Genomic DNA, 13,146 nt, shown 5'->3' with positions numbered 1-13,146 from the left:
CCCAGGAAATCCAGCGTCTCGTCGGCCGCAGCCTGCGCGCCGTGGTCGACCTGGTGGGGCTGGGCGAACGGCAGATCACGCTCGACTGCGACGTGCTGCAAGCTGACGGCGGCACCCGCACGGCGGCCATCACCGGCTCTTGGGTGGCGCTTTTCGACTGCCTCAAGTGGATGGAGCAGCGCTCGATGTTCAAGCAATGGCCCCTGAAGGACCATGTGGCCGCCATCTCCTGCGGCATCCATGGCGGAACCCCGGTGCTCGACCTCGATTATGCTGAGGATTCAACAGCCGGCACCGACGCCAATTTCGTGATGACGGGATCGGGCGGCATCGTGGAAATCCAGGGCACTGCCGAGGGTGAGCCTTTCTCTCAGGACGACCTGATGAAGCTGATGGCGCTGGCCCGCAAGGGCATCGACGAACTCGTGGCAAAGCAGAAGGACGCCATCCTCTGATGCGGGCGACGCGGATACTCGAAACTGTCCTCTATGGGCGCGACATCGACACCATGCGCGACTTCTATAGAGGAGTGATCGGCCTGACGGTGCACAGTGAGCTGCCGGGCAAGTTCGTGTTCTTCCGCATGTCCGGCCAGATGCTGCTGGTCTTCAACCCCGAGCTTTCCTCGGTCCAGAAGATCGAGGATGGACCGCCGCCCCACGGTCCACAGGGAGCGGGGCACATGTGCTTCCGCTGCGGGCCGGATGATCTCGAGCGCTGGCGCGAACATCTGGCATCCCATGGTGTGGCGGTCGAAAAGACTATCGATTGGCCGCAGGGTGGACGGTCGATCTATTTCCGCGACCCTGCTGGAAATTCCATCGAGTTCTCGGACGGAGCGCTGTGGGGCATTCCACCGCTGCGGACACTCGCCAACCAGAAGATCGTGATCGCCACCCACAACAAGGGAAAGCTAGAGGAATTTACGGCCCTCCTCGCGCCCTACGGCGTCACGGCGGTTTCAGCCGGGCAATTGGGCCTGCCAGAGCCGGCCGAGACCGAAACGACCTTCGCCGGCAATGCCCGCATCAAGGCGCTCGCCGCAATGAAGGCATCTGGCCTGATTGCCCTCTCGGACGATTCCGGCCTCTGCGTTGAGGCGCTGGATGGCGAACCGGGTGTCTACACCGCCGACTGGGCGGGTCCTGATCGCGACTGGAACCGCGCCATGCGTCTGGTGGAGGAAAAGCTTTCCGCCAAATGCGCCACGTCGCCCGGGCAGCGCCGCGCCTGGTTTGCCTGTACGCTCTGCGTCATCTGGCCCGATGGCGAGGAGATGATTTTCGAGGGCCGCGCCCATGGCACGCTCGCCTGGCCGCCGCGCGGTGCCTTGGGCCACGGCTATGACCCGATGTTCGTGCCCGAAGGCCAGAACCGCACCTTCGCCGAACTGGACCCTGCCGAGAAGAACCGCATCTCGCATCGCGCCAAGGCCCTTGAGAAGCTTGTCCGTGATCTCTTCTGACGCCTTCGGCATTTATGTGCACTGGCCGTTCTGCAAGGCCAAATGCCCCTATTGCGACTTCAACAGCCATGTGCGCCACCAGCCGGTGGATGCGCTCTCCTTTGCGCGGGCACTCGCCACTGAATTGAGGTGGTTCGCGGATCGGACGAATGGCCGCACCGTGACATCAATCTTCTTCGGCGGCGGCACGCCTTCCCTCATGCCGCCGGAAGCCGTTGGGCATGTTCTCGACTCGATTGGGTCGCTGTGGAGCATTTCGCCGGACGTCGAGACGACGCTCGAAGCCAACCCGACGTCGATCGAGGCGGAGAATTTCCGTGGCTATCGCGCGGCAGGCGTCAACCGCGTCTCGGTCGGCGTTCAGGCATTGAACGATGCCGACCTCAAGGCATTGGGCCGCCAGCATTCGGCGGAGGAAGCCCTTGCCGCTTTCCGTCTCGCGGCGAAGACATTCCCCCGCGTTTCCTTCGACATGATCTATGCGCGCCCCGGCCAGACGCTTGCCCAATGGCGCGACGAACTCACGGTCGCGCTGGGCGAGCAGCAGGGCCACATGTCGCTTTACCAACTCACCATCGAGCCAGGCACGGCCTACTTCGATCTCCACGAACGCGGAAGCCTGGTGACGCCCACCGACGACCGCGCCGCCGATCTCTACGACCTGACACAGGAATTGACCGAGAAGGCGGGACTACCCGCCTACGAGATATCGAACCACGCAGCACCGGGACAGGAATCGCGCCACAACCTGCTCTACTGGCGCTATGGCGAATATGCGGGCGTTGGCCCCGGCGCGCACAGCAGGCTGGCGGAAGACGAGAATCGCAAGGCACTTGTCGCGGAGAAGCATCCCGAGACATGGCGCGAACTCGTCGCCGCGCAAGGCCACGGCCTCGTGTCCGACACTGTGGTTCCGCCCGCCGATCAGGCCAGCGAATACCTGCTCATGGGGCTCCGCATCGCGGAAGGAATTGACCTCGACCGCTATGCTGCTCTGGCAGGCCGCGAGATCGACAGTTCAAAGATCGCCGGCATGAAGTCGATGGGCCTCATCAGGCGCGTGGGGCCGAGGCTGATGGCGACCGCCGACGGCCGCAAGCTCCTGAATGCGGTTATCGCTGAACTTGCGGTTTAGGCTATAGAAGCGGGATGACCGAAGCCGCCCGCAGCTACATCATCGGCGCCGCCCGCTTCGAGGCCGAGCCATTGGCGCCCGGCCTCTATGTGGTAGCGACTCCCATCGGCAACATGGGCGACATGACGATCCGCGCTCTCTCGACGCTTGCCGCCGCCGAGACGGTGCTCTGCGAAGACACCCGGACCTCCGGCAAGCTGATGGAGCGCTTTGCCATCAGGACGAAGCTCTCGCCCTATCACGAGCACAACGCGCAGAAAGCGCGGCCCGCCATTCTAGAACGCCTGAAGCAGGGCGCCACCATCGCGCTGATCAGCGATGCCGGAATGCCGCTCGTCTCCGATCCCGGCTACCGGCTGGTGAAGGAGGCTGCCGAACAGGGCATCCCCGTCACCGCCTGCCCCGGCGCCTCCGCCGTGCTGACGGGGCTCGCGCTGTCGGGCTTGCCCACAGACCGCTTCCTGTTTTCAGGCTTCGTGCCGCAGAAGGCGGGCGAGCGGAAGCGGCTGTTCGAGGACCTCGCGAAACTGAAAGCCACGCTCATCTTCTTCGAAAGCCCGCATCGCATTGCGGACACGCTTCGCGATCTCGAAACCGCGTTTCCCGGCCGGGCCGTCGCGGTCACACGCGAACTGACGAAGCTGCACGAGGAAGTGCTGCGCGGCACCGCTCAGGAGATTGCCGGCATTCTTGGGGAGCGCCCGTCAGTCAAAGGCGAGATCACGCTGCTCGTCGGCCCGCCAACGGAGGATGAGGTTGTACCCGAGGAGGACATCGAGAGCGCGATTGCGGCGGCGCTCCAGTCGATGCCTGCCAGCAAGGCGGCGTCCGAGGTGGCGCGGCGCTTCAACCTCAATCGCTCCGACATCTACCAGCGCATCCTTGCCCTGAAGGGCGGCGATGGCGCGTGACCGCCGCGAGGCCGAGGACGCTGGCCGCGCCGCGGAGGTGCTTGCGCTCTGGTATCTGCGCCTGAAAGGCTGGCGCCTTCTCGTCCATCGTTACAAGTGTCCGGTTGGCGAGATCGACCTCGTGATGCGGAAGGGGGATACGACCGCTTTCATCGAGGTGAAGGCCCGCGCCACGCTGGATGGTGCGGTCGAATCGGTCACGCCGCGGCAGGCGAAACGCATCTCTGCGGCAGCACGCAGTTACATCGGGAGAGACCGCAAGGCTGCCCTGCAGGCTTGCCGTTTTGACATCGTCGCGGTGAGCCCCTACCACTGGCCCCGGCATATCGAGAACGCATTTTACGGAGACGACCGAGCATGACGCTGAAGGTGGCAGTGCAGATGGACCCGATCCAGTCCATCAACATCAAGGGCGACTCGACCTTCGCCATGATGCTGGAAGCACAGCGGCGCGGCCATGCGCTGTTCTACTACCAGACGAAGACACTGGCGCTGGGCGGCGGCTCGCTGTTCGCCACCGGCAATGATGTCAGCGTGCGTGATGAAGCCGGCAACCACTTCACGGCTGGCGATGAGCGCCGTGCCGATCTCGGGCAATGCGATGTCGTGCTGATGCGGCAGGACCCGCCCTTCGACATGGGCTACATCACCGCCACCCACATGCTCGAAGCGATCCATCCGAAGACTCTCGTGGTGAACGATCCCGGAGAAGTGCGGAACGCGCCTGAAAAACTCTTCGTGCTCAACTACCCGGCACTGATGCCAGAGACGCTCATCACGCGTGATCCTGTCGAACTCGCCGCCTTCCGCCGGGAACATGGCGACATCATCCTGAAGCCGCTCTACGGCAACGGCGGCGCAGGCGTTTTCCGGTTGGGCGAGGGCGACCAGAATTTCTCGAGCCTCCTCGAACTCTTCACGCAGACCTTCCGCGAGCCCTTCATCGCGCAGAAGTATCTGCCAGATGTGAGGAAGGGCGACAAGCGCGTCATCCTCGTCGATGGCAAGCCCGTGGGCGCCATCAACCGCGTGCCGGCGGTGAACGAGAACCGTTCCAACATGCATGTGGGCGGCAAGGCCGAGCCGACCACGATGACGAAGCGTGAGCACGAGATCTGCGAGGCCATCGGTCCCGACCTCAGGGCGCGCGGTCTCATCTTCGTCGGCATCGATGTCATCGGCGACTACATGACCGAGATCAACGTGACATCGCCCACCGGTATCCGCGAAGTGAAACGCTTTGGCGGTGAAGACATCGCAAGCCTGATCTGGGATGCGATCGAGGCGCGGCGCTGAACGCGCGGCCTGTGATGACTGGAGTCTAGGGTGACGTAGGCTGGCTCTTGCCGATGGCATCGCCCAGGATGGCCGCCGCCCCCTCGAAGCCCGAACCTGTGACAACGGTGTTCGGCACCAGCTTGCCCATGAGCTCGACGAGCTGCGGCTGGCGCTCAAGCGAGCCCAGCACCTTTTCCAGCGCCTGCAGCATTGCCACGCGGTCCTGGCCCAGCACATTCGCCTGCGCCGACTGGCCTTGCGCGATTTCCTCAAGGTACTTGCGCTCGGCGCGGCCCAGCGCTGCGCGCTCGGCCTCCTTCTGCTCGGCGACCTTCACGGCGATCTGGGATTCGACAAGGCGCGGCTGCTCGTTGGCCGTGGCCTTCGCTTGCTCGGTCTCGATACGCTGCTTTTGCGCTTCCGTTTCGCGCTTGTAGGCTTCACCCAGCTGGTCGGCCAGTTGCTGGCGCTGGCGTCCCAACAGGATTTCCGGCGGAATGGCAGGCTCGCCGAGCCTGACCTCCTTGATTTCCACACCGGCCTTGCGCGCCTCGGTCTTGATCTGCGCCTCGATGGTTTCCTCGATCGACTCGCGGTTCTCGATGAAATCGATGACCCTGGTGGGCCGCGTCTCGTAGCCCACGATGGTGTCGCCCTCCTTCACCGGTATGCGGATCGACGAGCCTGCGACATTGCGCACGATCGACCGGATCAGCGGCGTCAGGATGCGGTGCTCGATCTGGTCCACCCCGCCGACGGAGCCCGCAACGATTGGCGCATTCTCGGGGGAGACCTGTGCCACGGCGCGAAGCTCCTGTGGAATGTCCCAGCCCTCGACCTTGACGAAGACGGCGATGTCCACCGCGGCGTCGGGCTTCGGCACGTTGACGGAGCGTTCGACCTGATTGAGGTTGCCTTGCTGGTCCAGCGAGAGATCGATGAAGCGGCGGGTGTAGCCGCCCTTGTATTCCCAGGTCTGCACGCGGGTGTCGACGAGGGTCACGTCATAGGCGTGGCGATTGAGGTAATAGGCGCCGGGCAGCAGCGGGTCCTTCCACAGGCCGATACAGCCCCTTGGCACCAGCGGCACCGAGAGAGCCTCGGCATCGTGCTGGGCCTGGCTCACGCGCACCATTTCCTCGCGGCAGTTCAGCCCGGGCTGCTGGACATTGGACTTGACCACGCCGACCTGTCCCGTCGGGATGATGGTCGCCATGGTCTCCTGATCGATGCGGACGTCGAAGAGGTATTGGTTGAGGCGGTACGAGCCCGGCTTCAACACGGTTTCCTGCGGACCGCGGAACCCGCCCTGTTCGATGTAGGCCTGCGCCTCCAGCATGGTGGCGAGCTTGTCGTCGGCGATCACCGGGGCGATGAACATGCCCTCCGGCATGGGCGCTCCATCGAGCGTGGTGATCTGGCCATAATAGCCCTCGGGAATTTGCACCACGTTGCGCTCCTCGACGTCGTAGAGAACATTGAGCAGCGGGCGGAAATGGAAGCCGGGGCCAAGGATTTCGGCCTGCGGACCCTTCTCGCCGGGGAGTGCGATGATGCGGCCGGGCGGAAGATCGGCGGCGAGATAGACGCGCTTCAGGTGCCCGACCTTGTCTGCGGCAACCAGCACGAAGGAGGTGGAGGCGAGGAAGCCCAGGCCTGCGAGAATGAGGAGCACGCCAACCGCCGGACTGCCGAGCAGCGAGCCGATAATTGCGGACCGTCCCTGCTGCGCCCCGGCCAGGCCCTGGCCTCGCCGGAAGAAGGACTGAACGCCAAAGAGAATCAGTACGAAGCCGATAACGACGTAGAGCATGGTGCGCCTTCCCGAATCAGTTCCCGCCAGTCCCGCAACTATGACGGGTTTGCAACTGGGGGGAAGAGATCGCTGCCGCACAGCGTTTTTGTGACACGGCGACTCAACCGCGCATCTTCGGTTAATATCTTCAAGACGGAAGACCGTCACAACAGGGAGCTTTGCGAATGCCCGAGCATGGAATGATTGCCTGGTCGGAACTGATGACGACCGAAGTCGAGAAGGCCAAGGACTTCTACGGCCGTTCGCTGGGCCTGACCTTCGACTCCTTCGACCCGACAGGAGGCGGCAAGTACTGGGTTGCCATGGCCGATGGCAAGCCGGCCTGGGGCATCATGGACATGAACGAGCGTCCGGGCGGCCCTTCGGGCTGGTTCACCTATATCGCGGTCGATGAAGTCGATGCGCGCGTGAAGGGCGCCATTGCAGGCGGTGCCCAGCTCTGCATGCCGATCTTCGACATTCCAACCGTGGGCCGCATCGCCATCCTCGTCGATCCCACCGGCGCACTCATCGGATGGATGACGCCGTCAGAGCAGGGCTAGGCGACCTGGCGCATCGCCTGCTCGGCGGCGGCCTGTCCCGACAGGTGCGCGCCGTGGACGGTTGAGAAGAAGTTGAGCGAGCAATGCTCGCCCGCCAGCATTATCCGGTCTCCCACGGGATTGGCGAACATGGCGCGCGCACTGGCGCGGCCGGGCCTGCAATGCGAGTAGCCGCCGCCAGTCCACGGGTCGGAATTCCAATGGGTGAGGATTGTCTTGCGCACGCGCTTGCGGATGTCGCCGCCAAAGGCTTCCACCATGGCGGCGAGTGCGATGTCGCGTACTGCAGGCTCGCCCGCCCTTTCAAGCTCACGCCCGAGATCGCCGCCCATATGTGAGACCAGCATGGGGCGGCCAAAGGGATTGACGTGCATGTTGAAGGGCTGCTTCGTCATCGGCGGGCCATCGACCACATCGGTATAGACATGGCCCATGCCGTCGACCGGGCGGTCAAGCAGCACGGCGAATTTTTCCGACGTTCCCATCGGGCAGTCGTGGATAGCTTCCATCAGTTCGGCAGGCAGGGCCGGATCGAAGCGGATGGCGCCTGCGATCAACACATTCACCGGCACCGCCAGAATGATGGCCTTCGCGGTGACGGTCCCGGCCGGGGTGTCGATCCGGACGCCCGTGCCCGACCAGTCGATCCGTGTCACCGGCGTCGACAGCCTGACCGGCAGGTTTCCGGCATGGCGCGCCACCAGGGTGCCGTAGCCATCTTCCACGGGGAAGTCGCCGCCTTCGCCGTCATAGCGGGAGTAGTCGAGCGTCGAGCAATCCTTCGGCTCGTGCGAGGTGATCTGCGAGAAGGTGCGGACGCTCAGCGGGTACCAGGGGTCGCCGGGGTCCATGAGGCTCGAACAGGCGATGTCGTGGCCCTCCTGACCGGCCTTTTCGAAGCGCGCGATGGCGCCCATGAGGCTTTCGGATGCCGCGTCCAGCCCGTCTGGTCCGGCCCGCCTGCTGCCGCCGGTGAAGAGGGCCCGGTGCGACCAGTCGATATTGCGCGCGTAACGGACCCTAAGCGAATCGGCGATGGACGTGAACGGGTTCTGTGCAGCGGCGTGCAGCCAGTGTGCGCCGTGGTCGAAGGCGATGCCGGGAAAGCTCTCCGTATCGGTGAAGGCACGGCCGCCGATGCGGCCGCGGGCTTCAAGCACGATGAAGCGTCTGCCGGCAGCCTGCAGTGCGAGCCCCGCCGCAAGCCCGGCCGCGCCTGCGCCGATGACGGCGATATCGTAGTCACTCATTCGCAGTATCCTTTCAGGCACTCCGGACGCCGCACGGCCACATGCTCCGCGAGGTTCATGCCGATGAACCGACGTGTCCTGCCCACCGTTCTATCGAGATTGGTAACCTGACCCAACTAGCCTGCAGCCGGGAGTTCGGGTACTTCTGCACGGCAATCGGAGTATGCGAGATGTTTCGGTGGATCAAGGACCGATTGAGCTCAAGGGAGCCAGTCAGGGATGTTCACGCGCTGGCGATGGGACTGGCGCGGCCATCGGTCCATCTCGTGGCCTCGAGGCATCCGTCGCGCTCGCATATCGGGGGCGAGCCCACCGTGGATGTCGGAGACCGCAGTCCTTCAAAGGACGGCAAGCCGCTGCCGCTGATCGCTCAACTCGACCTGCAGGAGATGCAGGAGGCCTGCCCCGTGGCCTGGCTTCCCGGCTCCGGCAGCCTGCTGTTCTACTATGACCATGTCGCGCAGGACGCCTGGGGCTTCGACCCGAAGGACAAGGCCAGCTTTGCCGTCGTCTATCACGAACAGCTGGCAAGCCCTTCGCTCACCGGCACGGGTGGTGGAGATGACTCCGAACTGCCGTATCAGGCCGTGAAGCCGGTCGCGAAGCCGAGTTTCCCTTCGGCGGACCGGCCGCAGGTCGCGGCGCTGGACCTCAACGATACGGAAACCGACCGCTGGGACGAAGACATTCACCAGTCGTTCCACTCATTGCCCAAGCATCAGCTTCTGGGTTTTCCGTCCACCGTCCAGGGCGACGGGATGGAGCTCGAATGCCAGCTCGTCTCGAACGGCATCTATTGCGGCAACAGTTCCGGCTTCGAGGACCCGCGGGCGGCAGCACTGGCGCCGGGAGAGAAGGACTGGCGGCTCCTGCTGCAGGTCGATACGGACGAACAGCTCGGCCTCATGTGGGGCGACTGCGGATTGATCTATTTCTGGATCAGGGAACAGGACGCCGCCGCGCGCCGGTTCGACCGGGCATGGGTCATTCTGCAGTGTTCCTAAGGTCTGGTGACCCTGCGGAGCGTGAGGTTGATGCGGCCGCCATCCTTCAGGAGCGTCGAGGTTCCTGGGAGAACACGGTCGATGCCGTGATAAGAGAGGCGGGACTGGCCTCCCATTACCAGCACGTCGCCGGATGACAGCTTGAGCGACTGCGTCTTGCCGCCGCGCTCGGGGCCGCCAATGCGGAAGATCGCGCTATCGCCCAGCGAGATCGAGACGACGGGGGCTGCGAAGTCCTCCTCGTCCGTGTCGCGGTGAGGCCCCATCTTCGCAGACTGACCGTAGAAATTGACGAGGCAGGCTTCGGGGTCGTGGGGGTAGCCTGACACCTTGCGCCAGATGTTGAGCACCATCTCCGGAATGGGCGGCCAGGGCCTACCGGTGTCGGGGTGCGTGGGCTGGTAGCGGTAGCCGGCCCGGTCCGACACCCAGCCGAGGGGTCCGAGATTGGTCATCCGCACGCTGAAGGGCTTGCCAGTGCGCGGCATGACGGGGGTGAAGAGGGGCGCTTCAGCCACTCGCGCGCGAAGCTCCGCAAGCATGGCTTGCTGTGCGGTGGGATCAAGATAGCCGGGAAGGTAGCGCAGGCCGGGGGTCATGCCGCTCATGTGTCATTGCCGCGCTGGCCCCGGCAACCCAAATTTCAACAGAGGCTGGCCTTTGTGCTAGTCATTGGCCGCCGGACCGGTTGTGGCGGCGGCCAGAAGCTGGGAGGAAGCGATGAAATCCTGCAAGCTCGTTTCGGGTGGCGAGAGCTACGATGGAAAGCAGGGGCTTTCCTATTTTTCAGGCATCTCGAAGGAATCGGCGGGGTCCGAGAAGCTCTGCATGCACATCGTCACCATTCCGCCAGGCGCGTCAGCCCGGCCGCACTATCACGAGAACCACGAATCCGCGATATTCGTGCTCGAAGGCTATTCCGAGATGCGGCACGGCCCCAATCTGGAGCATGTCATGAAGATCAAGGCGGGAGACTACGTCTATATTCCGGCGGGTGTGCCCCACCAGCCCTACAACCCGACTGACAAGCCGGTCCGGGCCGTGATCGCCCGCACCGACCCCAACGAGCAGGAAAGTGTCGTCCTGCTGGATTGATCCGGATCAAAAACGCCACTTTATGCGCTTGATAGCGAAATACCCCCTGCCTATATAGCCACTCGAACACCGAGAGGCCTTGGGAATCAGGGTTTCGAGGACCATATCTGAAATCAGGAGGCGGATCCCCCGGAGGGGGTTCAGGAAAGTGCCATATCGGGCTTTCCGGCGTCCGCCTGCCAACTGGAGGATCAAGATGGCGAAAGTAATTGGTATCGACCTCGGCACCACCAACTCCTGCGTTGCGGTGATCGAAGGCAAGACCCCGAAGGTGATCGAGAACGCGGAAGGTGCACGCACCACCCCGTCGATCGTGGCCTTCAATGCCGATGGCGAGACGCTCGTCGGCCAGCCGGCCAAGCGCCAGGCGGTGACGAACCCCGAGAACACCTTCTTCGCGATCAAGCGCCTGATCGGCCGCCGCATGGAAGACCCCATGGTGGCGAAGGACAAGAAGCTTGTCCCCTACAACATCGTCAAGGCCGACAATGGCGACGCGTGGGTCGATTCGCGCGGCAAGAAGTTCTCGCCCTCGCAGATTTCCGCCTTCACGCTGACCAAGATGAAGGAAACCGCCGAGCGCTATCTGGGCGAGCCCGTCACGCAGGCGGTCATCACCGTTCCGGCCTATTTCAATGACTCGCAGCGTCAGGCCACCAAGGACGCCGGCAAGATCGCCGGCCTTGAAGTGCTGCGCATCATCAACGAGCCGACGGCCGCAGCTCTGGCCTATGGCCTCGACAAGAAGGAAGCCGGCACCATCGCGGTCTATGACCTCGGCGGCGGTACCTTCGACGTGTCGATCCTCGAGATCGGCGACGGCGTGTTCGAGGTGAAGTCGACGAACGGCGACACGTTCCTCGGCGGTGAAGACTTCGACATGCGGATCGTCGACTATCTCGCTGACGAGTTCAAGAAGGAGAACGGCATCGATCTCCGCAAGGACAAGCTGGCGCTCCAGCGCCTGCGCGAGGCGGCCGAAAAGGCCAAGATCGAGCTGTCGTCCGGCGCCCAGACCGAGATCAACCTGCCGTTCATCACGGCGGATGCGTCGGGTCCGAAGCATCTGACGCTGAAGCTGACGCGTGCGAAGCTCGAGGCGCTTGTGGATGACCTGATCCAGAAGACCATCGCCCCGTGCCGCGCGGCCTTGACAGACGCTGGCGTGACCGCTGGCCAGATCGACGAGGTCATTCTCGTCGGCGGCATGACGCGCATGCCGAAGGTCATCGAGGTGGTGAAGCAATTCTTCGGCAAGGAGCCGCACAAGGGCGTCAACCCGGACGAGGTCGTCGCCATCGGCGCCGCGATCCAGGCCGGCGTTCTCAAGGGCGAAGTGAAGGACGTTCTGCTCCTCGACGTGACGCCGCTGTCGCTCGGCATCGAGACGCTGGGTGGCGTGTTCACGCGCCTGATCGACCGCAACACCACGATCCCCACCAAGAAGAGCCAGGTGTTCTCGACCGCTGACGACAACCAGACGGCCGTGACCATCCGCGTCTTCCAGGGCGAGCGTGAAATGGCGGCCGACAACAAGATGCTGGGCCAGTTCGACCTGATGGGCCTGCCGTCGGCTCCCCGTGGCGTGCCGCAGATCGAGGTGACCTTCGACATCGACGCCAACGGCATCGTGAACGTGTCCGCCAAGGACAAGGCCACGAACAAGGAACAGCAGATCCGCATCCAGGCCTCCGGCGGCCTCACCGACTCCGAGATCGAGAAGATGGTCAAGGAAGCGGAAGCCAATGCCGCCGAGGACAAGAAGCGCAAGGATCTGGTGGAAGCCAAGAACCATGCCGAAGCCCTTATCCACTCGACCACGAAGTCGATGACCGAGTTCGGCGACAAGGTTTCGGGCGCCGACAAGTCGGCCATCGAAGCTGCCATTGCCGACCTGAAGTCGGTCATGGAATCGGGAGACGCCGAGGCGGTCACGGAGAAGACCAATGTGCTGGCGCAGGCTTCGATGAAGCTGGGCGAGGCCATGTACAAGGCGCAGTCGGGCGGTGCCGCTCCGGGTGGTGACGGTGCTGACGCCGGGGCTGGCCGCGACACGGACGACGATGACGTGGTCGATGCCGACTTCGAGGAAGTCAGGGACGACGACAAGAAGGTCTGAGCGGCTCCGCAATGAGCCGCCTAACTCACATCTCTCCATGGCCGGGCCTCGACCCGGCCATCCGTCTGGATGCCCGGCGTGAAGCCGGGCATGGAGAGTTTTTGGGCATGTACAAACTCATACGGCACCGGTAGCTATCACCTATGGCAAAGCGCGATTTTTACGAAGTTCTGGGCGTCGGCAAGTCGGCTGACGAGAAGGACCTGAAAGCCGCCTATCGCAAACTCGCCAAGCAGTTCCATCCCGATGCCAATCCGGGTGACAAGACGGCGGAAGCCAAGTTCAAGGAAGTCAGCGAAGCCTACGATGTCCTGAAGGACCCGCAGAAGAAGGCGGCCTACGACCGCTTCGGCCACCAGGCTTTCGAGGGTGGCATGGGCGGAGGGCGTGGCCAGGGTGCCGGGTTCGGGCCTGAGTTCAATTCCTCGATGTCCGATATCTTCGAGGACCTGTTCGGCGATTTCATGGGCGGCGGCGGACAGGGCCGTGGCGGCGGGCGCCGAGGCCGTGGCGGTGGTACGGGCTCCTCGC

Annotated in this window: 14 protein-coding genes; 11 read left to right on the top strand and 3 right to left on the bottom strand. The window is 63.8% G+C overall.

The features are described from left to right. From rph to gshB, 6 genes are all read left to right on the top strand, one after another. Positions 1-455 (top strand): ribonuclease PH (rph, locus tag ACEW8Q_RS06190; protein ID WP_373503181.1); only part of this gene is annotated, 455 nt, incomplete at its 5' end. Next, complete coding sequence (gene rdgB / locus ACEW8Q_RS06185; protein WP_373503180.1) at positions 455-1,465, top strand: RdgB/HAM1 family non-canonical purine NTP pyrophosphatase; 1,011 nt, start codon at positions 455-457, stop codon at positions 1,463-1,465. The genes rph and rdgB, both read left to right, overlap by 1 nt. After that, positions 1,452-2,600, top strand: a complete 1,149-nt coding sequence (hemW, locus tag ACEW8Q_RS06180; protein WP_373503179.1) for a radical SAM family heme chaperone HemW — start codon at positions 1,452-1,454, stop codon at positions 2,598-2,600. Before rdgB ends, hemW begins: the two co-directional genes overlap by 14 nt. 14 nt (positions 2,601-2,614) lie before the next feature. After that, complete coding sequence (gene rsmI / locus ACEW8Q_RS06175) at positions 2,615-3,511, top strand: 16S rRNA (cytidine(1402)-2'-O)-methyltransferase (RefSeq protein ID WP_373503178.1); 897 nt, start codon at positions 2,615-2,617, stop codon at positions 3,509-3,511. Further along, positions 3,501-3,872 (top strand): YraN family protein, encoded by a 372-nt coding sequence (locus ACEW8Q_RS06170; RefSeq protein ID WP_373503177.1) that lies wholly within the window; start codon positions 3,501-3,503, stop codon positions 3,870-3,872. Before rsmI ends, ACEW8Q_RS06170 begins: the two co-directional genes overlap by 11 nt. Continuing rightward, complete coding sequence (gene gshB / locus ACEW8Q_RS06165) at positions 3,869-4,807, top strand: glutathione synthase (protein ID WP_373503176.1); 939 nt, start codon at positions 3,869-3,871, stop codon at positions 4,805-4,807. The genes ACEW8Q_RS06170 and gshB overlap by 4 nt, the downstream gene beginning before the upstream one ends. A gap of 25 nt (positions 4,808-4,832) precedes the next feature. On the opposite strand, the gene ACEW8Q_RS06160 is transcribed toward gshB, so the two are convergent. Beyond that, on the bottom strand, positions 4,833-6,602 hold the full coding sequence (locus ACEW8Q_RS06160; protein ID WP_373503175.1) for an SPFH domain-containing protein: 1,770 nt from the start codon (positions 6,600-6,602) through the stop codon (positions 4,833-4,835). Between the two features lie 167 nt (positions 6,603-6,769). Here ACEW8Q_RS06160 and ACEW8Q_RS06155 point away from each other — a divergent pair, with 167 nt between their 5' ends. Continuing rightward, positions 6,770-7,147 (top strand): VOC family protein, encoded by a 378-nt coding sequence (locus ACEW8Q_RS06155; protein ID WP_373503174.1) that lies wholly within the window; start codon positions 6,770-6,772, stop codon positions 7,145-7,147. On the opposite strand, the gene ACEW8Q_RS06150 is transcribed toward ACEW8Q_RS06155, so the two are convergent. After that, positions 7,144-8,397: a flavin monoamine oxidase family protein gene (locus tag ACEW8Q_RS06150; RefSeq protein WP_373503173.1), complete on the bottom strand. Its 1,254-nt coding sequence runs from the start codon at positions 8,395-8,397 to the stop codon at positions 7,144-7,146. The two genes, ACEW8Q_RS06155 and ACEW8Q_RS06150, sit on opposite strands and share 4 nt — an antisense overlap. Positions 8,398-8,567: 170 nt before the next feature. On the opposite strand from ACEW8Q_RS06150, the gene ACEW8Q_RS06145 reads away from it, so the two are divergent. Beyond that, the gene (locus ACEW8Q_RS06145) at positions 8,568-9,401 is read left to right on the top strand and encodes a YwqG family protein (protein WP_373503172.1); all 834 of its coding nucleotides are present in this window, start codon (positions 8,568-8,570) and stop codon (positions 9,399-9,401) included. Here ACEW8Q_RS06145 and ACEW8Q_RS06140 read toward each other — a convergent pair. Next, entirely contained in the window at positions 9,398-10,009 is a 612-nt protein-coding gene (locus tag ACEW8Q_RS06140; protein ID WP_373503171.1) for an alpha-ketoglutarate-dependent dioxygenase AlkB, read from the bottom strand. The two genes, ACEW8Q_RS06145 and ACEW8Q_RS06140, sit on opposite strands and share 4 nt — an antisense overlap. Before the next feature lie 112 nt (positions 10,010-10,121). Between ACEW8Q_RS06140 and ACEW8Q_RS06135 the strand changes: the two genes are divergently transcribed. The 3 genes from ACEW8Q_RS06135 to ACEW8Q_RS06125 form a co-directional block, all read left to right on the top strand. Beyond that, a complete protein-coding gene (locus ACEW8Q_RS06135) occupies positions 10,122-10,496 on the top strand; it encodes a cupin domain-containing protein (protein WP_373503170.1) in 375 nt (124 codons plus the stop codon). Between the two features lie 196 nt (positions 10,497-10,692). After that, the gene (gene dnaK / locus ACEW8Q_RS06130; protein WP_373503169.1) at positions 10,693-12,615 is read left to right on the top strand and encodes a molecular chaperone DnaK; all 1,923 of its coding nucleotides are present in this window, start codon (positions 10,693-10,695) and stop codon (positions 12,613-12,615) included. 143 nt (positions 12,616-12,758) lie between these two features. Continuing rightward, positions 12,759-13,146 (top strand): DnaJ domain-containing protein (locus ACEW8Q_RS06125; RefSeq protein ID WP_373503168.1); only part of this gene is annotated, 388 nt, incomplete at its 3' end.

The organism is Aestuariivirga sp. (assembly GCF_041738905.1).
Classification (GTDB): domain Bacteria; phylum Pseudomonadota; class Alphaproteobacteria; order Rhizobiales; family Aestuariivirgaceae; genus Aestuariivirga.
This window is presented reverse-complemented; position numbering and strand designations above follow the sequence as displayed.